The following is a 22407-nucleotide window of genomic DNA, read 5'->3' on the forward strand; positions in this document are numbered from 1 at the left end:
TTCAAGGAACACTTTGTTTTCGTTGTCATCGCTTGTCGCGGTGACAGCTTATTTATGTTAACATAACTGTTTTGTTCTGTCAACATGTTTTTTTCGTTTTGTCGCATTTCGTTCAGCGACTTATATAGAATACTATATTTAATATAGCATGTCAACAACATTTTAAGCTTTTTATAAAATAAGTCTAATTCGTTTGCATCAGTACAATTTCATTTGATTACTTGCCACGTATTTATGAATAATCATAATCCGGTAACCACTGAAAATGTATGTCCACACCATTCCCGTGTTTCCCGAAACACTTCGTACAGCAAATGACGATAGATGCTATCACTGACTGCCTTGTGCCGCTCTCCACTTTCTGCGCTATATAAATGCCACTGAGGCAAATCAAGCTCGGCTTCAATACTTGTTGCTATGCAATAGCACAGGCCTTGTGCTTGCCAAGTATGCAGTTGATAGACTTCTTTGAGTGCTGCTGTTAGCTCCAGACTTTCATAACCAGCGCCAATAACCACTTTGGGCATATACACTTGTATGCTTTCGAGAAGCTTGCTGCAAGTAGTTTCTTTGCCAATAAGGAGTACATCCGGCCGTTCAGAACCGTCCTGCTCAGCTGGATACAGGCTAAAACCTGTATCCAGCCAAGTGTTCGGCATATTGGGCATGCCAATTGGATAAACACTAAAACGTTTCATATCCTTTCCACTCCCGCTGTTATTTCATCTTCATTTAAAAACAAAATTGCCATCTTTAAATACCGGTATTTTTTCGCCGGTGGCAGTAATGCCAACGATAGCTAAATCAGCCGTGCCAATCATGAAATCTTCATGAATGAGAGAATCATTCATGCCTAGTTTCTGTAATTCTTCCTTACTTTTGTTGTCACTGCCTTCAATACAAACAGAGTATGCTTTACCCAAAGCAAGGTGACAGGATGCATTTTCATCAAAAAGAGTATTATAAAATAAGATATTGGACTGTGAAATCGGCGATTCATGCGGAACTAAGGCTACTTCACCAAGATAACAAGAACCTTCATCTGTTGCAATCAGCTTCTTTAGAATTTCCTCGCCCTTCTTGGCACTACAATCCACAACTTTGCCGTCTTTAAAGGTCAGTGTAAACTCTTCGATTAAATTGCCATTATAGTTTAATGGCTTAGAACTAACAGCAGTTCCATTAACACCGGTCTTTTTGGGCAATGTAAATATTTCTTCTGTCGGCATATTAGCAATAAACTCTACTCCACTGGCCGAATATTCGGAGCCGCCAAGCCAAATATGCTCTTCTGGCAATTCAATCGTAAGGTTTGTTCCTAAAGAGTTGTTATACTCAAGGGTCTTAAACTTATGCGAATTCATGAAGTCCATACTTTTCTTCAAGGTTTGCACATGCTTCTTCCAGGCCGCAACAGGATCCTCCTGGTCGGCTCTCACCGTTTTGCAGATAGCTTTACCCAGCTCTTCGACCGCTTCTTCCTCAGCTAGCTTGGGAAACACTTTTTTTGCCCAGGCTTTTGTTGGCATAGAAGCGATTGACCAAACATTTTTATTGCTCATTAAGTTTTCCCGGTATTCCTTTAGAGCGCTACTGCTTGCTTTTTGAGCCTTCATCACTCTTTCGGGATTCACATCCTTCATTAGTTCCGGATCCTCAGCAGAAATTCGTAAAAATGCCGCACCTTTATGTAAATAACTTAGATAAAAATCCTTCTGCCAATCTGGGAATTCTTCGAAGATTTCCTCCGGCGCTTCAAGAAACCGGATTTGGGAGGAAAGCTCATCTTTCCAGCTGATTACGACTTCTCTAGCCCCTTCCTGATACGCAATTTTAGTAATGATTCTCGTAAATTCTGCGCACTCAATCGGGGAGGTAATAACAAGTGTTTGATTAGGCTGAATGTTGATTCCTGTCTTGATAATGAGCCGGGCATATCTTTCCTGTAATGTTCTATCCATTTTTTAGCTCCTTTTCCAATTTTTGAATACCTTAATTTTATATGATCATACTATATGTATGATTTACAAACGAGAGGTGCAAAACATGTCTAAAACGGAAGAAAACTTAGCTGCCGCCTTTGAAGGAGAATCTCAGGCAAACCGTAAATATCTGGCCTACGCCAAACAAGCGACCGCCGACGGTTATACGCAAGTGGCCAAACTTTTTGAAGCAATCGCAGAAGCAGAAACCATCCATGCCCACACCCACTTTCGCAACAATGGCGGCATACGTTCAACTGCGGAAAACCTTCAGGCCGCTATCAACGGCGAAACCTATGAGTTCACCAAGATGTACCCGCCGTTCATTGCCAAAGCGGAAGAAGAAGGTATGACCGCAGCTACCCGCGGTTTTAAATTTGCCAATGAAAGCGAAAAGGTTCACGCCGAACTGTTTAAGAAAGCCTTGGACAACCTTGGCAATAAGGAAGTCTATGATGTCTATCTCTGTACGGTGTGCGGACATGTTGCCGAGCATGACGCCCCTGATAAATGTCCCATATGCGGCGCTAAATCGAGCGCTTACAAAAAATATTAAATTTCTTTCATCGCCCTGCACCTTGCAGGGCGATTATTGTATATAATAGCAAGTGATTGGTAAAATGCTGACCTTGAGGAGGATGACATGCAACAAAAACTACGTCTTTGGAATGACTGGCTGTCAAGCCATATGTTTCTAGTCGTCTTATTCGCTTTATTCATGGGTTTTTTTCTTCAGCTGCCCGCTTCGCCCGTAACGCGTTTTCTGGTTATCGCATTATTTGGTTATATGACTTTTATAACTTCTCTGTCAATTAGTTTCACGAAATTTATTGAAGTTCTGCGGCAGCCTTGGATTCCCTTATGGACACTTTCCTTAATTCATTTTATCACACCGCTTGCCGCTTGGCTGGTAGGCAGGCTATTATATCCTGATGATTTTTTAATCCGTATTGGCTATTTAATATGCGCTTGCATACCGGTCGGAGTAACCTCTGTTATCTGGACGGAATTATCAAAAGGCAATACTGCTATTTCTCTCGTAACAGTAACACTTGATACGCTGCTTGTTCCCCTTCTCCTGCCGCTGTATTTTAAGCTGATTCTTGGTCAAAGCCTGCAGATAAACTACACTGCTATGATCGTGGAGCTTCTGGCCATGATTACTCTTCCCAGTCTGCTGGGAATGGCTGTCCATGATTGGACGAAAGGAAAGGCAGTACATTTTGCCAAGCATATTGGCGGTTTCACATCAAAAATCGGCTTTTTTGGCGTAATTCTTATCAGCGCCGGACTGGTTGCGCCGGAAGTTCATTGGAGCAGCGGTCTGCTGAAAACCTTGCTCGTTACACTGTTCATTGTTACTGCCGGTTATTTTCTCGGCTATCTGGGGTCGTTTATAACAAAAGAACAACGCTATGATACAACAATCGCCATGATTTATAATGTTGGACTGCGCAATCTAAGCTTTGGCCTCGTATTAGCCCTTACCTATTTTCCTGCAGCTGCTGCCTTGCCAATCACATTAGGTATGCTGTTTCAGCAGCCGATTGCAGCAATTATTCCTTATATCTATAAGCAACAGCCTCCGCAAAAAGAAACTTCCGTTAGCCAAGCCAGCGCCAACCGGTAAACCAGAATGTACACAAGAGTAGCAGCAACATATTGACTACCATATAACTATAAAAAAACAGATTAGGCAATTGCCCTATCCACACATAAACAGGAAAGATGACCAAAATAAACCGGGACATACTATAAAGAGGAAACCATGCGGATGTGGAAAACAACGGAATTAAAAACCACAGCCACCCCACCAGCAAGTAAGATAAGCGGATTTTGAAACGGGTCATAAACGTTAGGCTCAGCAGCGTTACCAGGCAGCCGGCAACAAGAACAGTATCCAGCAGTACACCAGGCTGAACCTGGGGAAAGGTATTGTCTAGCAGGCGAATGTTATTCCAAATGTTCACCCATGGATATTCAAATTGCCTTCCCCATGCCTTCTGTCCGTTGATAAAAGCAACCGCACTGCCTACTCGCCACAAATTATAGCCCATAAATGCAAGTATGCCTAATGGAGGTAATGCGAAGGCCAGCAGGGAAAACTCCGGCCTCCGCCGGCGCCAATACTGCGCAATATATTCGCAAATCATTACCAGCATAAGAAAAATACCGAGGTTTCTCGTGAGTGCCGCCAATGCTGCAAAAAGTCCTGCCAGCCACCATTGTCTTTGTCTGGTGAAATAGATGCAAGCTAGGGAAAATGTCAGAAAAAGTGATTCCGTATAAATGCTGTTTAGAAAAAAGGATGTGGGCATAACGGCATACGCGTATAATGCCCGCTGTGTGATACGCTCGGAAAAATCTTTGCGCAATAGCAAATACAGCATAAAAAAACTGGCTATTGCAAATAAATTACAAATAACAAATCCACCTAAACTAACAGGTATGCCAAGCTGCCAGACGCCCCTGAGCAAAAGGATAATTGCCGGAAAAAAGACGATACTCTGCTGGTCATAGCCTTGCTGCGCAGCATAAGTATACCAATGGGCATCCCATTTTACAAACTTTTCCACAAAGGGGTACGTTGGAGTTAACAAAGGATTAATAAAGCCGGCAGGCACCTGCTCTGGTACTTGCAGCGACAACAGAGCCGCTGCAGCAACAATGATGCTGTGCAGCAAGACAGGGTAACCAACTGCTTTTACAAGAGCATCATACCGGTGCATTTAAACTCTCTCCTGCGTTACTGTTAACTTTGCTTTACAGATCTCCTCTTTATCAGCCGGGCTGCTCGCCCATGTCCATCTATTGTTAGCCGAAAAACTCCAAAAAGTTGCTAATAATATCCCGATAAATTGACCTGCATAAATATTATAGCCGAGAGCTACAAACAAGCGGGCACAAAAAGCTGTAATGCCAATGCCGAAACCGCAGATCAGGGCAAACTGGGGAAACTGCAATGCACGTCGCCATACAATAGGATTTTGATGCCCTCTCCAGGTTAGGTTGTCATTCCAAACAAAATTATGCGTCATTGCAATAATAGATGCGGCAATAGACGCCGTTAGATCATCAAAGCGAAAAATTGTCAGAAACAGACTCAAAATAAACAGATTAACAAAAACCCCTAATGTTCCAATCATACAAAATAAGTAAAACCGGGAATCTTCCGGACTATAGTGAATTAAGCGCACAATGTGCTTAATATAATTAACTTGCTCATTAAAACTCATTTTGGACTGGCCTGCATCCCTGGCTTCAAACGCATACGGTACTTCATGGACGGAGGAATATTTCCCCTTAACCAGGACTTCCATTAGAATCTTCCAGCCAATTGGCTCCAGTTTTACTTGCTCAACAACGGCCCGGTTAATACCGAAATACCCGCTGGTACAATCAGAAATACTCCGGAGTCTTTTAATAGAAAAACGGCCTATTGCGCGGGCACTCCAGGAAATCAGCTTGCGAACCCAATTTAAACCACCATCGGAACCACCACTAATAAACCGGCTGGGTATAACAACATCCGATGCTTGCAAACGGGTTATCATTAGCGGTATTAATTCGGGTGGATGCTGCAGATCGGCATCCATTACAATAATGTAATCGCCCCTGGCCTGATTAAAGCCCTCTACTACAGCGGATGCCAGCCCTTTTATTCCGCAGCGGTGTATATAACGTACCTCCGTAAACCGGCCTGCTAATTCCTGTAGTACACTAGGGGTGTCGTCCGAGCTGTCATCAATAAACAAAATCTCATAACTATACCCCTTGCCTTCCAGAACATTGCGAATACGCGTGGTAATTAAGCAAACATTTTCCCGTTCATTATAGGTAGGAATTACAATTGTTATATGCATGGAAGTCATCCTTTCAGATGTTTTTCTCATAATGCAATCGGCTCTCATAGATAGATTGCTTTAGTTATTGAAAAAACATACACTTCCCAAAACAAAAACAGGACAAACCAAAAGGTTTGTCCTGTTATGATGATTACTCGTTAATGTCGTATTTTTCGGTAAGCGTAGCGCCAGTAGTTTTATTAGTAGCATTTTTGCTGCTATAGCTGCTGGTGCTGCTGCTGTAATCATTATTAGCATCCTGAGTGGCAGTCATTGTGCCATACTGAGCCTTGCTGGACTGTGTGCTGGCGCTGGAGCTTGCACCAGAAGACATAGCGCTGCTGCTGTAATCGTTGTTAGCATCCTGGGTAGCAGTCATTGTACCATATTGAGCTTTGCTGGCCTGCGTACTGGAGCTTGCACCTGCGGAGCCAGTAGACATTGCACTGCTGCTGTAGTCGTTGTTGGCATCCTGGGTAGCAGTCATTGTACCATATTGAGCTTTGCTGGCCTGCGTACTGGAGCTAGTTCCTGCATTGTAAGAACTAGCGCCCATCCCGGAGGTACTATTGCTGCTCATGCTGGAAGTGCCGCTGTTGAGATCATACTGGGAAGTAAGAGTACCTGTTTGTTTACTGTTCTTTTGTTGTTTGTTTTCCATAGATGAATCCCCCTTTTAATGTTTATTGGAATCCATCTTTATTTTGCAATTTTAAGCGTCCGAGCATACCCGGAACATTTTTCAATGACAAGTAAAGTTCTGTATTTTAATTGTAAAAAAGTTCCTTTCCCCTTTATCGCTAAGCCACTGAACAATTTACTCGTGCTATTAGTTTGTTATTTTTCAATGCAAGTATACAAGAATAATTCTTTGTTATCATAGTTGATAAATCAGCTTACCGCCAACGAATGTCTGCATAACCGCTCCCTTGACTTCGGTGCCGTGAAAAGGAGTATTACGGCTCATGGATGCCATTTGCTGCCTATCAATCACCCATTGCCTATTGGGATCAATAACACAAATATCAGCAGGCGCTCCCTCGGCCAGGCTGCCACCCGGCAAAGAAAAAACCCGTGCCGGAATAGTACTCATCCGCTCAATTAACCAGGAGGGAGAAAAGCCGCGCCGCTGTACCAATTCACTCAGCATTAGCGGCAAGGCTGTCTCAAAACCAATAATACCATTGGCAGCAAGGTCAAAGACTGTATTCTTATCATCTTCAGCATGAGGTGCGTGATCAGTAGCAATTAGATCTATCGTACCATCGTCCAGGCCTTTGATGAGTTCCGCAATATCCTCCACTGTTCTTAACGGCGGCGCCATTTTGGCATTCGTCCCGTGGGTATAAATTGCTTCTTGTGTCAACATAAGGTGATGAGGGCACACCTCGGCAGTAATACTCAGTTTTTCCCGCTTAGCTTTGCGGATTAGTTCCACTCCCCGGGCTGTACTAACGTGCTGAAAATGAACCTTTCCGCCAGTTACCCGTAATATCTCCAAGTCGCGAGCGATAGCCACAATTTCATTTAAAGGCTCATAGGCCGTAGGCCAATACAGCTTTAATGATGTATCCTCTTCATGCAGAGCTAATGTAACATCCAGTTTGGCAGCAAGCTTCAAGGCCTGATAGAGAACGGCTGCCCGGTCAATAAAGTATCCGTCGTCGGAAAAAACTTTAACACCGGCAGCAGCCAAGGTAGCCATGTCGCAAAGATCACGGCCTTTCAAATCTTTGGTTACGCTGGCAGCCTGAACTACATGTACCGCCGCTGTTTGCTCGATTATGCTCTGGATTTTTCGATAGTCCTTCAGAGTTGCCGGAACAGGAGTAACATTAGCCATCGCCAGAACGGTTGTAAATCCGCCCTTAGCCGCTGCCCGGGTGCCGGAGGCGATCGTCTCCTTATGCACTGCACCCGGTTCGCGCAAATGGCAATGTCCATCTACCAGTCCTGGAGTAATCCATAACCCGCTGCAATCTACCTGCTCACTGTCTTCGCAATGAATATCGGCAGCAATTGCCGCTATTTTCCCTTCTTTAATCAACACGTCCTGAATGCCGTCAATATTTTGCCCGGGATCAATCACTCTACCGTTTTTCAGCAGTTGCGCAGACACATATCCCACCCCCATTGCTATCTAGCTTTCGTTTGTGCCATATATTCGTCCATATCCTGCAGTATATGCTTTACTTCCTCGCGCGGACTGCCTGCCGCCAGGACGGGCCTTCCTACGATCAGATAATGGGCTCCCGCCTTAATCGCCTGTGCAGGTGTTGCTGTTCTCGTTTGATCGCCATCACGTTCCGGCTGAAGCCGGATGCCGGGCGTAGCAATTAAAAAGTCAGAGCCGCATAGAGCCCGAATTGCTGCAGCCTCCTGCGGAGCAGCAACCACACCATCCATACCGGCTTCTTTACACATAACCGCCATTCGCAGAACCGATTCTCTAATCGGACTTTGATAGCCAATTTCCACCCAATCCCGCTCCCCTAGACTCGTTAGCACCGTGATTGCCAGCAGCTTAGGCCGGGGCCGCTGTGTCCTGCTCTCCCAAAGCTCAACCTCTTCTTTAGCAGCTTTCAGCATTTTTATCCCGCCTGCCGCATGGAGTGTAATAAAAGCGGGAGAAAACTGACAAAGGGCTTTAACGGTCTTGCCGACAGTTGTTGGTATATCATGAAGCTTCAAATCAACAAATACTTGTTTATTGCGGCTTGCCAACTGGGCAAGCACCGTATGTCCCATACTATAAAATGCTTCCATGCCGACTTTATAACAATCAACTAAATCACCCACCGAATCGACAATCTGGTTTACCTCCTCCATTGTCGGCACATCCAGGGCAAGAATCAAACGATGATGCTGTCTGACCACTACTGTCTCCCCCTCTTATGTCTTCCTAGACGCAAATTTTCCTTATGGACCGTGTTTCGATATTGTTATCTTACTGCGGTTTAATTACAGCGTCCAGCTTTTTAGCACATAGACAACAATATGCGCTCGGATTGGAGCAAACATTCTGACGATGCATAGCAGGCAGGGAAATCTCCACCCTTATTCGAATGATAACTTACTAACTTAAAATGAGGAGTCATACTATGAATACTACTACGCCGCAGCAGCCTTTATGGACAAAAGATTTCCTACTGATTTTTACAGCAAATCTGCTGGTATTTATCAGCTTTTATTGCTTATTACCCACATTACCACTCTTTGTTACCGATTATTTAGGCAGCGATGTCAGTGCAGTTGGCTATATCTTTGGCTTTTTTGCCTTAGCAGCTGTTATTGCCCGGCCTCTTGCGGGATTTGCAGTTGATACGACCGGGCGCAAAGTGGTGCTGTTTATCTCGTTGCTCTTATTGGCCGCAGCAATTGCAATTTACAATATTGCCACTACTGTATTGGTTTTATTTATTATCAGAATGTTCCATGGCCTTTGCTGGGGCTTTGCCACAACAGCCGCCGGCACGGTAGCTACTGATATCGTTCCGGCAGCAAGGCGGGGAGAAGGTATTGGATACTACGGTTTATCAAATACTTTTGCCATGGCAGCTGGTCCTGCCCTGGGATTAGTAATCGTGAGCCATACAAGCTTTACAGTTTTATTTGCCGGCAGTTCGTTACTAGCAGCAGCCGCACTGATTTGCGTGCTTGCCATTACTTTTAAAGAAACTGCAGCTGCGCATACGCAACAGCCGGTAGAAATACGCCTGACTACGCTTTTTGAAACTAGAGTTTTGATTTACGCTGTCATCACTTTTTTTATTGCGATTCTATACAGCAGCATCATTTCTTTCGTTACTTTACTGGGTAAAGAGCTTGCTATTGCCAATCCAGGCAGTTATTTTCTGGCTTATGCCAGCACATTAATCCTCAGCCGTCCCTATGCCGGAAAAGCGCTTGATTCGAGTGGTCCGAAAACGATTATGGCGATCGGCTTCGCCGCTTTAGCGTCATCCTTTCTCCTGCTTTTTTTTGCCGCTGGTTATGTCGGTTTTATCTTATCCGGTCTATGCCTGGGTATCGGCTTTGGTATTGTTCAACCCACAACACTGGCTTTAGCTATTAACCGGGTAGAACCATTGCGACGGGGAGCTGCCAATGGAACCATCTTTACAGCCTTTGATCTGGGTGTAGGCCTCGGCTCCATATTGCTGGGCCTGCTGTCCGACTATGCAGGTCTCGCTACTATGTATCTGGTTTGCGCATTGTTAGTCATCATTCCGATAGCACTATTTTACGGACAGACAGCTCCTTCCACTCCCTGCACGGATAATCTATAAAGGCAAAAGCTCCATGGCATTTTCGTCATGGAGCTTTTGCTTTATTAGCACCCTAAAAATGGATTCAGACTTTTATCTTCCCTATCATCCGTTCTTGATTTGTATATTGATTCAATTACACATAAGTAAAAAATTCCGGACCATCGCCGGAATTTTTTACTCTTTATATTGCAAGAGCCAGTTCTGCCAACTTACCACCTAAAATTTCCTGCGGAGCAATACCATTAGCCAGCAGTTTGTCTACATATATCCGGTCATCAGCATATTGCTTCATTGCAGCCAGTGATTCATCAGGATTACCGTATACACACCATTCGCCCCGGCATGTTAATGGTAAATTTTCCAATCCCATAAACCCTAAAACATCTTTTAGCGGAATTCCCAGCAGTACTCCCACTTCATGAGGACAGCATTGCTGAAAGCGGTTTTGCAGCACCTTAAGACAAGGTTCAAGCCCACTACTAATGGGATATCCAAATTGCAGAAGAAATTTTCTGTGTAAATTATGAATTAAGCACTGCTCCAGGATCGACGGCCTGTAAAAAAGGACCGTTTCCCTGTCTTTCGACGTATACAGTACTGTAAACTGAATAACACTGCCGGTTAGAATCTGTTTCCCATAAGTACGCCACAAAGCAAGCAATGGCTGGAACCGTATATCCGTCATCGTAAGTACTGTTGACGGCTTGCTGCCGCATATTGTTGGGGATAGACTGCTGACAAGCCACTCGGAAAAAGCACTGACGGCTTTATGTTGTTCTTCATCCAGATGGCTGAGTGAGTTATGCATTCACTAATCCACCTACCTTCAGACAGGATTCAATGGAGCTCCAGCTCCGTTTCGCAAATACAGTCGGGATAGAAAGGGATTTAGCGGCGTCCTTTACCATCAATGCCGTCATGTGGTTAATATAGTCAGTGAAGATCAACACAAAAGCCGCTTCCTGAGGTAATCGAATATTCTTTTTATGCTTTACTTTACGGCCAGTAACATGAATCAATTCAGTCACGCCCATTAACCGCAGTTTTTGCTCTATATTACCTAAATGGTCTCCACCTACTATAACAACTGACATAACAGCTTCCCTCCATTAGTGATATTGATTATCATTATCACTAATGATAGGCAATTTTTGGACAGTTGTCAAGTATAATTTGCCGGGGAAACCAAAAACAAGGAACCCTAGACAGCTGAAGGTTCCTTGTTTACCCTATTTTAGGCACTTGTAGTTTGCCTGTGCTTTCCTGTAATAACCCTGGACAACAGCAACGGATCAACATTTCCGCCACTGACAACGACTGCCAGGTTCTTTGCATTCATCTGAAGCTTCTGGGCCAGCAGCGCAGCTACGCCTACCGCACCGGCTCCTTCTGCCGTAAGCTTTCCCCTCTCAAGCAGGAACAGCATTCCTTCCTGGATTTCTTCATCCGTTACCGTAACAATATCATCTACATATTGCCTGATATAGTGAAACGTCAATTCTCCCGGATGTTTCACGGCAATGCCGTCAGCAATGGTCTGTACCTCACTCAGCCCGGTAATATTCCCCTGTTTAAATGATTGAGCCATAGCGGCAGCACCTGCCGCCTGGACACCGATCACTTTTACTTTAGGATTATGTTCTTTAACGGCCACAGCAATTCCCGCCAGTAATCCACCGCCGCCAACCGGAACTACGATAGCATCCACATCGAATAACTTTGCCATAATTTCCAACGCAATGGTGCCTTGCCCTGCCATAACAGCCTCATCATCAAAGGCGTGAATAAATTTCATGTTCTCTTCCTGCTGCAATTGACGGGCAAAGGCGTAGGCATCATCGTAGCTTGCACCGTGGAGAAAAACTTTAGCACCATATGCTTCAGTAGCTTTTACTTTCGCAGCAGGAGCATGACTTGGCATTACGACAACAGCAGGGATATTGCGGGCTTTTGCCGCCCAGGCCACTCCCTGGGCATGATTGCCTGCCGAGGCGCAAATAATTCCCCGTTCAGCATCCTGGAGGTGTAATCCATAAATCATATTCGCAGCACCACGCAGCTTGAACGAGCCGGTTTTCTGCATGTTTTCCAATTTCAGATAAACATTCCTGCCGGCTATCTCGCTTAAGGTACGGCAGCTTTGCAGCGGCGTTTTATGAACATACGGACGGATCCGGAGCAAAGCCTCTTTAATTTGTGCTAGTGTTAACTCGTACGATAAAGTATTCATCATTACTCAGTTTCCTTTGCTGGCATTGCGCCCCGGGACAGCGCAATTTTACCGGTACGGACGATTTCTATAATGCCGAAGTCGGCAAGCACTTCGCACAACGCATCAATTTTGCTCTGTTCCCCCGTGAGCTCAATCACCATTGTTTCCCTGTTAATATCGACAATTTTAGCACGGAAGATTTCTACGATATCGACCAGATCCGGGCGATTGACTTTGCTTGCCTTCACTTTAATCAGTGCCAATTCGCGCTGAATAGAATCAACATGCGTCAAGTTTACTATTTTGATCACATCGATCAGTTTTGATAATTGATTGACAACCTGCTCCAGCTCAATTTCATCGCCCGCTTCCACATCAAGCGTAATCCGGGTCGTATCCGGCTCTTCCGTATGACTTGCGGCAATACTTTCTATATTAAAAGCCCTGCGGCTGATTAGACCTGAAATATGTGTCAGTACACCCGGTCGGTTTTCTACTAAGACGGCTAAGGTATATTTCACGATTCCAGACCTCCTAATATCATTTGATCCAGCCTGCCGCCAGGCGGCACCATCGGTACAACATCTTCCGCTGCCGGTAACAGCACCTCAACAAGGACCGGTCCCTCCAGCTCGAATGCTTGCTGTAAAGCAGGTGCTAACTCCTCTCTGCAGGCCACACGGATTCCAGTGACTCCCATTGCCTCTGCCAGCTTAACAAAATCAGTGGCGCCCTTTGTCGTAGAGTGAGAATAACGCTGGCCGTAAAATGTCCGCTGCCACTGGTTTACCATCCCCAGCACCTGGTTATTGAATACGATGATCTTAAGCGGCAAACCATTGTCGGCAGTTGTGGCCAACTCCTGGCAATTCATCATGATGCTGCCGTCACCGGTAAACAAAACGACAGGTTTTTCCGGCAAGCCTAATTGGGCCCCCATAGCCGCCGGTAAGCCATAGCCCATTGTCCCTAAGCCGCCGGACGTCAGCAGCGACCGCGGTTTAGTAAACGTATAGTATTGTGCGGTCCACATTTGGTGCTGGCCCACATCGGTGACAATAACGGCTTTGCCCTGTGTCAGCTTGCTTACACATTCAATAAGCTCCTGCGGCATCACAGCCTCACTGGCCCGATTGTACGTTAAGGGATTTTCTTCTTTCCAGGCCTCAACCTGCAGCCGCCATGCACCAATTGTCTCCTGGTAGGCCTGCGGCAGCGCAGCTTGCCTGAATTTGTCAACAAACAGTGGTAAAGACCAGCGTAAATCGCCAACCACCCGTAAATCACAGCGTACATTCTTATTGACCTCCGCTGGATCAATATCAAAATGCACAATCTTAGCCTGTGGAGCAAAATCTTTTACCAGGCTGGTTACACGGTCATCAAAGCGTGCTCCCAGCGCAATCAGCAAATCACATTCTACTGTAGCCATATTAGCGGCATAGGTGCCGTGCATCCCCAGCATTCCCAAGTGCTCCGGCGCATCACTGGCAACACAGCCTAACCCCATCAGACTGGCCGTAACCGGCACGCCTGTAAGGGCCGTAAGCTCGCGCAGCTGCTCAGCCGTATCAGAAAGATTAACCCCGCCGCCAACAAACAGCAGCGGTTTTTTAGCCTGCTGCAGTGCGGTAACTACTGCATCAATTGCGGCCTCCTCACCGGCAAAAAGCGGACGGTAGCCGCGCAGCGCAACGCTGTCCGGGTAATCAAACTCAATGATCGAGTTAAAAACATCTTTCGATATATCAATGACTACCGGCCCCGGCCGGCCTGTGCGAGCAATATGAAAAGCTTCTTTTAAAACCCGGGGGAGTTCCTGGGCTTTTTTGACAAGATAATTATGTTTGGTTATCGGTGTGGTAATTCCGCACATGTCTGCTTCCTGAAAAGAATCTTTGCCAATCAGCGACACGCCCACCTGACCGGTAATAGCCACTAACGGAACAGAATCCATATAAGCCGTGGCAATACCCGTAATTAAGTTTGTTCCGCCCGGCCCGGATGTAGCAAAGCAAACGCCTACTTTACCAGTGGCCCGAGCATAGCCATCAGCGGCATGCACTGCTCCCTGCTCGTGGCGAGTGAGAATATGGGGAAAATTTGTTTTATATAAGGCATCATAAAGAGTTAATACCGCTCCGCCGGGATAGCCAAAAACCAGCTCAACGCCTTCTCTTTTCAAGGCTTCAATTACTACTTCCGCACCTAATAATTTCAACAAAACCGCCTCCTCATTGCTCATCTCATATTGTGCAATTGAATTGTTTTTAAACGTCAAAAAACCTCCGTCCCCTATAAAAAGGGACGGAGGTTAATCCGCGCTACCACCCAAATTACTATGGTTGCCCATAGTCTCTCAACAGGTACGGAGTATAAAATTACTCGATACCTCGCCCACAATAACGGGTGGCGTTTCCTCCACAGAGGCCCGGCACGGCTTACTCATTCGTTCAGCGCGCAACTCACGGATGATTTTCATTATAATCGACATTACCGGCTCACACCAATCCCGGCTCGCTGAAAACATCCTAAACTATAACTACTCTTCCGTTCATCGTCATTTTTCATCTGTAATTTGTATTAATGATACAAAACATTCTCCCTGCTGTCAACACTTTTGTTTTCATGAAGGACTAAAATAGTTTACAGGATTAAAAAAACAGAAGAATCGTATCGTGTGATACGCTTCTTCTGCTTAATTCTTGTAGAATCTAGAATGAGTACGTTACAGTTGCTTCAAAGGCAGTGTTGTTAGGGCCGTCTGCGGAATGAATGTATTTCCGGTCTTTATATACGAGTTCCAAACCAGTAGTAGCATCAAACTGGTGCGTTACACCGTAGTGAATGCCTTTTTGACCGTTTTCAAAGTCAGTAGATTTACCCATATCGCCATTTGCCTCGACACGGAAGTAGGTAAATGAAACGGCATTTTTACCGTCAAAGTCATAGCCTAATGTTGCAGCATACGCTTTGTTTTCACTGTCGCTGTTAGATTTGGTATACTCGCCTGTCAGGCTGCTTTTACCAAGTGTATAGGTGCTGTCAACAGCCCAGTGGTTAGTGCTTTCGCCACCGTCACTTCTATCTTGATAGCGTCCGAGCGTCACACCATAGTTGAATTTCTCCGAAGGGCTGTAACCAGCGCGGAGGGCATATATGCGGTTATCCGCATTGTCGGCTGCATTATCTTCCTGCACCGCTACCAGGGACAAATCTACAATACCAGACTTGCCGTTAGCAGTAATACCATCTACAAAGTTATGTTTACCAATATTGGAGTCTGAACGGCTGTACAGCAGTGCAGTTTGTCCAATCGTAAGGTCCTGTCGGCCGATTTTATAATTGAAATCCTTGCCGGTATGAGTAAAACCAAATTGGTCAAAGGCCAAAACAGATCTTTTGCTGTATACATCTTGATTAAAATCAGCGCCTACTTCAGCATTAGAAACACGCTGCCCACCCAAACGGGTATAGAAGGACCAGTTAGAACCAAGATCAGCTTCGCCCAATACTTTCAGTGTAGTAACATTACCTGACAAATCGGGATCATCACCATCAAATGTATCTTTTTCATACTTTACCGATACATCTCCGCTGAATTTAACTTCGGCAAATGCTGCCGTAGTCATGGTCAGTGTCGCCCCTGCGAGCAGCATTGCAACTACCTTTTTCGCTTTCATACAAACACTCCCTATGTATTTTTATTTGGTGTCCTTATCTGGTTTTGAGCAGCAACTGCCTTTTGAGCATGAATCACTATTACTGCAATTGCAGGCATTCTTGCCGGCAATATTGCGCCAAACAACATAGCAAATATACCCCAACGCTACTACACCAATTGCACCTACAATCAACTTTTCCATTGTAAGTCCTCCTCGAATGGACGTCAACCCTTTGAGTACCAGGTCATAGAACAAAATACGGTTGCGCCCGTTATATTTGGATTCCTATAACGCCCGATCAGCGTGTCTGAAAACAAAACTGGCGAGGCCGCATTCTGCTTCCCCGCCAGCCAGTCACGGTCAGCCAGGCAGTTCCAAAGCAGGCACCAGGGAAACTGCCGGCATTTTGCCTCGGCTTGCCCGATATTTATTCGTTAGAAGCCTAGCATGCCGCCAACCTGATAGACTGCAAAAGCAATTACCCAGGCTAGTACGGTCTGATACACGAAACTAAAGGCAGGCCATTTCCAGGAATTCGTTTCGCGGCGCATGACAGCAAGTGCTGCCAGGCAGGGGGAATAAATCAGCGTAAATATCATCAGTACAACGGCTACTAACGGATTGAATGCAGGGTCAGCCGCTAAAGCGTCCTGTAAGGCGGTCGCATCGTCTTCCGATTCGCCTACACTATAAATTGTTCCTAATGTGCTGACCAAAACTTCCTTAGCCGCTACTGCCGTAAACAAGCCAACGCCGATTTTCCAGTCAAAACCAAGCGGTTTGATCACCGGCTCCAGCATATGGCCGAATTGACCGGCATAGCTTTGTGCCAATTTCTCACCGGCTTCTTCCTTCTCCAGCTTCGCCAGTTCTTCACCACGCTCCTGGTCTAATTCCTGGTAGCGTACGGCATATGGATAAATCTCCGGCTGTGTTTGTTCAAGCTCTGCTAATTTGGCCTCTTTGCGAGCATCAGCCTGTTCGGCCTCTGCTTCTTCTATTTCTTCATCCAACGCGTGTAATTCATCAACAGTGGCTTGCAGCGCCGCATGATCTTCCAATTTCTCTATGTGCAAGGGCAATAAAACATCCTGCGTTGTTTTTGCGGTGAATTGCTCTTCCACCTGCTCTTTTGCCTGATCATAATCCTTGCTGTATGATACTTCCGTAGGATAATTAGTCATAAACCATACCAGAATAGAGGCGGCAAGAATTAAGGTACCGGCCTTTTTCAGATACAAAGCGCTTCTTTCCCACATATGCGTGACAATGCTGCGCATGGTTGGCATATGGTACGGCGGCATTTCCATCACAAAAGCCTCGGTAGATCCCGGGAACAGATATTTACGGAAAACCATCGCCATCCCAACAGCCAGCAAAATACCTAGCAGATAAATTGAAAATAACACAGTACCAGCTATTTGCTCAGAGAAAAAGGCTGCTGCTAATAATGTATATACCGGTAAACGGGCACTGCAGCTCATTAACGGAGCAACCAAAATTGTCACCATCCGGTCACGGGGATTCTCCAATGTCCGGGAGCCCATAATAGCCGGTACGCTACAGCCAAAACCGAGCAACAATGGAATAAATGATTTACCATGAAGTCCTACTGCCCGCATAACGCGGTCCATAACAAAAGCGGCCCGGGCCATATAGCCGGTATCTTCCAATAAAGAAATTCCTAAAAACAGCAATAAAATCTGCGGCAGAAAAACGAGAACACTGCCAACGCCGCCAATAATTCCATCAACAATTAATGATTTAAGATCACCGTCAACCATATGAGCAGCCAGTAAGTCGCCAAAACTTGAAATGCCTGCTTCAATCCAGTCTTGCGGGTACGCTCCCAGCGTAAATACGACGTTGAACAACAACCACATAATACCGAAAAAGATTGGCAGACCAAAGATCCGGTGCGTTAAAATATTATCAATTTTGTCTGAAGCCGTTTGAATGTGCCTATTGCCGTCAGCAACGACCGACCGGTAAATCTCACCGGCAAACCGATAGCGGTATTCAGCGATCGTCAGCTCGGTATCATCACCAAATATTTCCTTCAACTCACGTCTCGCCGTCGCAGCACAATTTACGATTTCTAAGCCACCCGGCATATTGCTTACAGCTGCGCGAATATCCTGATCGTCTTCCAGCAGCTTTACGGCCAGCCAGCGAATCGGATATTTGACTTCGGGAACAACAGCCAGCAGTTCTTGCAGCTGCTTGATTTTTGCTTCGACCTGCGGTCCATAATCAATTGTAAAAGCCTGCTGCCGGTTATTAGCTGCCGTTTCAATTACTGTTTTTAAGAGTTCGTCTGTACCGATATTGCGGTTGCCCACCATATTGACAACCGGAATGCCCAGTTTACTGCTTAATGCAGCTGCATCTACCGGCATCCCCATGGTAGCAGCTACGTCGGTCATATTCAGGGCAAGCACTACCGGTCTTTCCAGTTCCAGAAGCTGAGCCGCCAAATACAAGTTGCGCTCTACATTAGAGGAATCCAAAACATTAACAAGAATATCCGGTTTTTCCGTAATAATAACATCGCGGGCTACAACCTCATCCAAGGAATGAGCTGTTAGGCTATAGGTCCCAGGTAAATCTACAATCAGCAATTCTTGATTTTGAAATTTGCGAAAACCTTCTCTTCTTTCTACAGTTACGCCAGGATAATTACCAACATGCTGCCGTGCACCGGTAATATTATTAAATATAGTAGTCTTACCGGAGTTCGGATTGCCGGCAAGAGCGATAGTTAAACTAGTTTGTGTCATTATTTAACATCCTCGTATTTTTTAAAAATTATTCGGCCACTCTGCATTCTATTAAAGCAGCTTCCGATTTCCGCAGGGAAAGATTAAAGTTCTTCACTTTTATTTCCATCGGATCCCCAAGCGGTGCAAACTTTTGCACCAAAATTTTAGTGCCAGCCACAAGTCCCATATCAACGATGCGGCGCTTAATAGGTCCGAAACCTGTCACTTTTGTAACTACACCCGTTTCTCCAGGTAGTAGCTCGTTCAGTGTTTTCGTCATTCCTCTCAACCCCCATTCAATATTCAAGGTAATGAAATTCATTCTCATAAAAAAATGATAGATCACATTCATTCATTTGTCAAGATATAACAGATTGGAAAACGCCATGCATATTCTAATTCATGCATGATCTCTTTGATTTACGGCACTAACTCCCCCTTTTTCTATTGAATACTATAAGTTTCTTATTATTAAATAAGCAGCAATAAAGTCTCTTTAATAACGATAAAAAGACTTGTTGATCAAAATTGACTTTCAGTTTCATTTGATTTATCTTGTCGAATTTGTATATCCATAGTAAAATTGTGTTAATAATAATTTTATTAACTAGGAGGATACTTACCGTGGAGGAACAATTAATTGCCCTGCTCAAGGACAAAGGCTGTAAGATTACACCGCAACGCCGCGCTATTATTAAAGCGCTGCTGCAGTTTGAAAAATTCCCTACTGTCCAAGAGCTTCATCATAGCATTAAAGCAACCTATCCTGATGTTGGCCTTGATACCATTTACCGCAATCTTAACCTTTTAGTCGCTATGGGCGTAGTTAACCAAATAGGCTTGTCCGGTAAGGATACGAAAGTCTTTGAACTAGTAAAAAATAATCACCATCATCACTTAGTTTGTTTGAGCTGTGGAAAAGCTAACTGCCTCGATTATTGTCCTGTTAATGAACAGGATTTACAGCAATCAGCTGGTCCTGAGTTTAAAATTGTAGGTCATTCCCTGGAAATTTACGGCTATTGCCGTCAATGCCAACAACTGGCCTGATCGGAGATAACAATGAATGCTTTTGAGTTTACCAATGTATCTTTTTCTTATCCCTGTCACCCTATTTTTACAAATCTGAACCTGGCAATTCAGGCGGGGGACTTTGTTGCCGTCGTAGGTGGTAATGGCGCTGGTAAATCTACCTTTCTCAAGCTTTGTGTCGGTGCCCTTTCTCCTGACGCCGGGGAAATCCGCATTTTCGGTGATTTAGTCAAATCATTTCCCAACTGGCATAAAATTGGCTATGTCCCGCAAAACCCGCTTCGAGACCGTGCTTTTCCAATCACGGTAGCCGAGGTAATTGCCATGGGACGCATACCGGGACTTCCCCTTGGCCGCTCCTTAGGACAGCTTGATCGGCAGGCGATTCAAAAAGCAATCAAGCTGACCGGCGTAGAGACCTTTCAACATAAACTGATTGGCAATCTCTCCGGCGGACAGCAGCAGCGGGTCATGGTGGCACGTGCGCTTGCCGCCGAGCCCGAAACACTGATACTGGATGAACCCACAGCCGGTATTGATGCCAAAGGTTCTCAGGAATTTTACGAGCTGCTCTGCAAGCTCAATCAAGAAGCGAATATAACGATCCTGTTAGTTACACACGATATTGATAAAGTGGCCCCCTATGCTGGCAAAGTGCTCCGCCTCGACCAGGGTTTGAGTTATTATGGACCGGCCGAGCCCTTCCGGCTTAAGGCGGCAACACTTTCATAAGGAGAGGACGTTTTTCTCATGTTGGAAATTCTGGAGTTTGATTTTATGCAGCGGGCGATTTTAGCCGGATTGCTGGTGGGGTTGATTTGCCCTACTATTGGTGTTTTCCTTTTACTGCGCAAGCAGTCGCTCATTGGCGATGGACTGGGGCATGTGGCCTTCGCCGGCGTAGCTACCGGCTGGCTGTTAGGCATTTATCCGGTTATTAGTGCCATGGTTCTGACCGTACTTGCTGCAGTAGGCATTGAAGAAATGCGGTCACGCCGGCCCGCTTTCGGCGATATGATCCTTGCCATTTTTCTTTACACCGGTGTCGCCTGTGCCGTGTTATTCAGCAGCATGGCCAAAATAAACAACGTAAGCTTAATTGGCTATTTATTTGGCAGCATAGTCACGGTTACTCTGCAAGATCTTCAAATTACCGCACTATTAACGGCAGGCGTCTTACTTACCATTAAAATTATGTTTAAACAGCTGCTTTTTGTGACGTTTGACGAAGATGTTGCCAGAATAAACGGACTGCCGGTAAGAAAAATCAACTTGCTGCTGGCAGTATTAACTGCTTTGACGGTTTCCATTGCCATGCGCGTTGTTGGCATTTTAATGGTGTCTGCTCTAATGGTTATTCCTGTAGCGGCCAGCCTGCAGATTTCGAAAAGCTTCAAAAGCACCCTGTACAATGCGGTAATCATTTCTGAGCTGTCTGTTCTGAGCGGGTTAGTTGCTTCCTTCTATTTGAATTTTGCCTCAGGGGGAACGATTGTTATCGTGGCTTCCGCCATTTTCGCCGGTGCCTTTGCCTATAAGCAGTTTTATGCCGAACGGGTAAATAAAGCTGAGATTACCCATTCCCATCCTCACTCTTAAATAGGTATTTTCTTGACTAGGTAAATATTGGCGTTTATACTATAAACAGTAATATTCTTAAATAAGAATATTACTGTTTATTTGTTTTTTAGGAGGAGATTGGATGAGAAAGCAACTAGTAGGTTTGTTATGCTTCACCCTCATGACGATGCTGTTATGCACCAGTGTAAGCTTTGCCGCCTGGTGGAATAAACCAACCATCGTTACTACCATTTATCCGTTATATGAATTCACTAAACAAGTGGTTGGTGACAAAGCGGATGTTGTGCTTTTAGTCCCCAATGGCGCCGAGCCCCATGACTGGGAGCCGTCGCCATCTGATTTACTCAAAGTCAAAAAAGCTGATCTTGTTATTTTTAATGGTGCAGGCTTAGAGCCATGGGTAGAAAAACTCAACAGCTCCACGTTAGCAGGTAAAAAGTCAGTTAGTGCTGCCGATCTAGTCACCTTGCTCCAGGCTCAATATGATGAAGAAGGCGAACCAGCCGCAGCAGGCGTAATGGATCCTCATGTTTGGCTTGACCCTGTCAATGCCCAGGCTATTGTAGCAGCTATTGCCTCAGCTGCCGCTGAAATCGATCCGGCCAATAGTAATTACTATTATACCAACAGCGCAGCTTATACTTCCCAGCTCACCGAACTTGACAATGAATACCGGCAGGCATTAGCGGGGGCAGCCCGCCGCGACATCATCACCTCTCATGCTGCCTTTGGCTATCTAGCAGCCCGCTATCATTTAAATCAAATTGCAATTATGGGTTTATCCCCGGACGCGGAACCAACGCCTGAACGAATGGCGCAAATCATTCGCCATGTGCGAAGCAATGGAATCAGGTATATATTTTTTGAAACCTTAGTTAACCCCAAGTTATCCGAAATTATTGCCAGTGAGACAGGTGCACAAACCTTGGTACTCAATCCGCTGGAAGGCTTGTCAGAAAACGAAATGGCCAATGGCGAAAACTATCTTAGCATTATGCGCATGAATTTAACTAATTTGCAATACGCACTAGGCGAATAAACAGCAAAACAATAAGTG

General features: G+C 45.2%; 23 protein-coding genes and 1 other annotated feature. Of the genes, 7 read left to right on the plus strand and 16 right to left on the minus strand.

Annotated elements, in window-relative coordinates; translation table 11 throughout:
• Positions 1-242 precede the first annotated feature (242 nt).
• Entirely contained in the window at positions 243-698 is a 456-nt protein-coding gene (locus EV210_RS20705) for a hypothetical protein (RefSeq protein ID WP_132083272.1), read from the minus strand.
• A 30-nt stretch (positions 699-728) separates the two neighbouring features.
• Positions 729-1961 carry an aminopeptidase gene (locus EV210_RS20710; RefSeq protein ID WP_132083273.1) on the minus strand — a complete coding sequence of 411 codons (1233 nt, stop codon included), beginning with the start codon at positions 1959-1961 and terminating at the stop codon, positions 729-731.
• Positions 1962-2046: 85 nt separating this feature from the next.
• On the opposite strand from EV210_RS20710, the gene EV210_RS20715 reads away from it, so the two are divergent.
• Positions 2047-2538, plus strand: a complete 492-nt coding sequence (locus tag EV210_RS20715) for a rubrerythrin family protein (protein ID WP_132083274.1) — start codon at positions 2047-2049, stop codon at positions 2536-2538.
• A gap of 87 nt (positions 2539-2625) precedes the next feature.
• Positions 2626-3612 (plus strand): bile acid:sodium symporter family protein, encoded by a 987-nt coding sequence (locus EV210_RS20720; RefSeq protein ID WP_132083275.1) that lies wholly within the window; start codon positions 2626-2628, stop codon positions 3610-3612.
• Here EV210_RS20720 and EV210_RS20725 read toward each other — a convergent pair.
• The 5 genes from EV210_RS20725 to pyrF form a co-directional block, all read right to left on the minus strand.
• A complete protein-coding gene (locus tag EV210_RS20725; RefSeq protein WP_132083276.1) occupies positions 3587-4711 on the minus strand; it encodes a mannosyltransferase family protein in 1125 nt (374 codons plus the stop codon). The genes EV210_RS20720 and EV210_RS20725 overlap by 26 nt on opposite strands.
• Positions 4712-5845 (minus strand): glycosyltransferase, encoded by a 1134-nt coding sequence (locus EV210_RS20730; RefSeq protein ID WP_132083277.1) that lies wholly within the window; start codon positions 5843-5845, stop codon positions 4712-4714. It abuts the gene before it with no gap.
• Between the two features lie 133 nt (positions 5846-5978).
• A complete protein-coding gene (locus EV210_RS23185) occupies positions 5979-6488 on the minus strand; it encodes a hypothetical protein (protein ID WP_243650657.1) in 510 nt (169 codons plus the stop codon).
• Between the two features lie 216 nt (positions 6489-6704).
• The gene (locus tag EV210_RS20740; protein ID WP_165898985.1) at positions 6705-7946 is read right to left on the minus strand and encodes a dihydroorotase; all 1242 of its coding nucleotides are present in this window, start codon (positions 7944-7946) and stop codon (positions 6705-6707) included.
• Between the two features lie 17 nt (positions 7947-7963).
• The gene (gene pyrF, locus EV210_RS20745; RefSeq protein ID WP_243650658.1) at positions 7964-8704 is read right to left on the minus strand and encodes an orotidine-5'-phosphate decarboxylase; all 741 of its coding nucleotides are present in this window, start codon (positions 8702-8704) and stop codon (positions 7964-7966) included.
• A gap of 224 nt (positions 8705-8928) precedes the next feature.
• On the opposite strand from pyrF, the gene EV210_RS20750 reads away from it, so the two are divergent.
• Positions 8929-10116: an MFS transporter gene (locus EV210_RS20750; RefSeq protein WP_132083279.1), complete on the plus strand. Its 1188-nt coding sequence runs from the start codon at positions 8929-8931 to the stop codon at positions 10114-10116.
• Positions 10117-10279: 163 nt separating this feature from the next.
• On the opposite strand, the gene EV210_RS20755 is transcribed toward EV210_RS20750, so the two are convergent.
• From EV210_RS20755 to EV210_RS20790, 9 genes are all read right to left on the minus strand, one after another.
• Entirely contained in the window at positions 10280-10906 is a 627-nt protein-coding gene (locus EV210_RS20755; protein WP_132083280.1) for a DUF3793 family protein, read from the minus strand.
• Positions 10899-11192: a DUF2325 domain-containing protein gene (locus EV210_RS20760; RefSeq protein ID WP_132083281.1), complete on the minus strand. Its 294-nt coding sequence runs from the start codon at positions 11190-11192 to the stop codon at positions 10899-10901. Before EV210_RS20760 ends, EV210_RS20755 begins: the two co-directional genes overlap by 8 nt.
• 140 nt (positions 11193-11332) lie before the next feature.
• Positions 11333-12331, minus strand: a complete 999-nt coding sequence (ilvA, locus tag EV210_RS20765) for a threonine ammonia-lyase (protein WP_132083282.1) — start codon at positions 12329-12331, stop codon at positions 11333-11335.
• The gene (ilvN, locus tag EV210_RS20770) at positions 12331-12831 is read right to left on the minus strand and encodes an acetolactate synthase small subunit (protein WP_132083283.1); all 501 of its coding nucleotides are present in this window, start codon (positions 12829-12831) and stop codon (positions 12331-12333) included. Before ilvN ends, ilvA begins: the two co-directional genes overlap by 1 nt.
• Positions 12828-14531: a biosynthetic-type acetolactate synthase large subunit gene (gene ilvB, locus EV210_RS20775; RefSeq protein ID WP_132083284.1), complete on the minus strand. Its 1704-nt coding sequence runs from the start codon at positions 14529-14531 to the stop codon at positions 12828-12830. Before ilvB ends, ilvN begins: the two co-directional genes overlap by 4 nt.
• A gap of 79 nt (positions 14532-14610) precedes the next feature.
• Positions 14611-14877: a binding site (T-box leader), on the minus strand.
• Positions 14878-15024: 147 nt separating this feature from the next.
• Complete coding sequence (locus EV210_RS20780; RefSeq protein WP_132083285.1) at positions 15025-15993, minus strand: hypothetical protein; 969 nt, start codon at positions 15991-15993, stop codon at positions 15025-15027.
• 21 nt (positions 15994-16014) lie between these two features.
• Positions 16015-16176, minus strand: coding sequence for a hypothetical protein (locus tag EV210_RS22785; protein ID WP_165898986.1), 162 nt, complete (start codon positions 16174-16176; stop codon positions 16015-16017).
• Between the two features lie 233 nt (positions 16177-16409).
• On the minus strand, positions 16410-18755 hold the full coding sequence (gene feoB, locus EV210_RS20785) for a ferrous iron transport protein B (protein ID WP_132083286.1): 2346 nt from the start codon (positions 18753-18755) through the stop codon (positions 16410-16412).
• A gap of 28 nt (positions 18756-18783) precedes the next feature.
• Entirely contained in the window at positions 18784-19017 is a 234-nt protein-coding gene (locus EV210_RS20790) for a FeoA family protein (protein WP_132083287.1), read from the minus strand.
• Between the two features lie 344 nt (positions 19018-19361).
• On the opposite strand from EV210_RS20790, the gene EV210_RS20795 reads away from it, so the two are divergent.
• The 4 genes from EV210_RS20795 (at position 19362) to EV210_RS20810 (ending at position 22389) form a co-directional block, all read left to right on the plus strand.
• Complete coding sequence (locus tag EV210_RS20795; RefSeq protein WP_132083288.1) at positions 19362-19787, plus strand: Fur family transcriptional regulator; 426 nt, start codon at positions 19362-19364, stop codon at positions 19785-19787.
• A 12-nt stretch (positions 19788-19799) separates the two neighbouring features.
• Positions 19800-20501, plus strand: a complete 702-nt coding sequence (locus tag EV210_RS20800; protein WP_132083289.1) for a metal ABC transporter ATP-binding protein — start codon at positions 19800-19802, stop codon at positions 20499-20501.
• An 18-nt stretch (positions 20502-20519) separates the two neighbouring features.
• On the plus strand, positions 20520-21368 hold the full coding sequence (locus tag EV210_RS20805) for a metal ABC transporter permease (RefSeq protein WP_132083290.1): 849 nt from the start codon (positions 20520-20522) through the stop codon (positions 21366-21368).
• Positions 21369-21471: 103 nt separating this feature from the next.
• Entirely contained in the window at positions 21472-22389 is a 918-nt protein-coding gene (locus EV210_RS20810; RefSeq protein WP_132083291.1) for a metal ABC transporter solute-binding protein, Zn/Mn family, read from the plus strand.
• The last annotated feature ends 18 nt before the right edge of the window (positions 22390-22407 follow it).

The sequence above is a fragment of the Anaerospora hongkongensis genome (genome assembly GCF_004339805.1).
Classification (GTDB): Bacteria; Bacillota; Negativicutes; order Sporomusales; family DSM-15969; genus Anaerospora; species Anaerospora hongkongensis.

Coding starts and splice junctions, on each gene's coding strand:
- EV210_RS20710 (WP_132083273.1), bottom strand. CDS start 1,961: ATGGATAGAACATTACAGGAAAGATATGCCCGGCTCATTATCAAGACA.
- EV210_RS23185 (WP_243650657.1), bottom strand. CDS start 6,488: ATGGAAAACAAACAACAAAAGAACAGTAAACAAACAGGTACTCTTACT.
- EV210_RS20780 (WP_132083285.1), bottom strand. CDS start 15,993: ATGAAAGCGAAAAAGGTAGTTGCAATGCTGCTCGCAGGGGCGACACTG.
- EV210_RS20750 (WP_132083279.1), top strand. CDS start 8,929: ATGAATACTACTACGCCGCAGCAGCCTTTATGGACAAAAGATTTCCTA.
- EV210_RS22785 (WP_165898986.1), bottom strand. CDS start 16,176: ATGGAAAAGTTGATTGTAGGTGCAATTGGTGTAGTAGCGTTGGGGTAT.
- EV210_RS20730 (WP_132083277.1), bottom strand. CDS start 5,845: ATGCATATAACAATTGTAATTCCTACCTATAATGAACGGGAAAATGTT.
- EV210_RS20715 (WP_132083274.1), top strand. CDS start 2,047: ATGTCTAAAACGGAAGAAAACTTAGCTGCCGCCTTTGAAGGAGAATCT.
- EV210_RS20805 (WP_132083290.1), top strand. CDS start 20,520: ATGTTGGAAATTCTGGAGTTTGATTTTATGCAGCGGGCGATTTTAGCC.
- EV210_RS20760 (WP_132083281.1), bottom strand. CDS start 11,192: ATGTCAGTTGTTATAGTAGGTGGAGACCATTTAGGTAATATAGAGCAA.
- feoB (WP_132083286.1), bottom strand. CDS start 18,755: ATGACACAAACTAGTTTAACTATCGCTCTTGCCGGCAATCCGAACTCC.
- EV210_RS20705 (WP_132083272.1), bottom strand. CDS start 698: ATGAAACGTTTTAGTGTTTATCCAATTGGCATGCCCAATATGCCGAAC.
- EV210_RS20800 (WP_132083289.1), top strand. CDS start 19,800: ATGAATGCTTTTGAGTTTACCAATGTATCTTTTTCTTATCCCTGTCAC.
- ilvA (WP_132083282.1), bottom strand. CDS start 12,331: ATGATGAATACTTTATCGTACGAGTTAACACTAGCACAAATTAAAGAG.
- EV210_RS20810 (WP_132083291.1), top strand. CDS start 21,472: ATGAGAAAGCAACTAGTAGGTTTGTTATGCTTCACCCTCATGACGATG.
- EV210_RS20725 (WP_132083276.1), bottom strand. CDS start 4,711: ATGCACCGGTATGATGCTCTTGTAAAAGCAGTTGGTTACCCTGTCTTG.
- EV210_RS20720 (WP_132083275.1), top strand. CDS start 2,626: ATGCAACAAAAACTACGTCTTTGGAATGACTGGCTGTCAAGCCATATG.
- EV210_RS20790 (WP_132083287.1), bottom strand. CDS start 19,017: ATGACGAAAACACTGAACGAGCTACTACCTGGAGAAACGGGTGTAGTT.
- EV210_RS20755 (WP_132083280.1), bottom strand. CDS start 10,906: ATGCATAACTCACTCAGCCATCTGGATGAAGAACAACATAAAGCCGTC.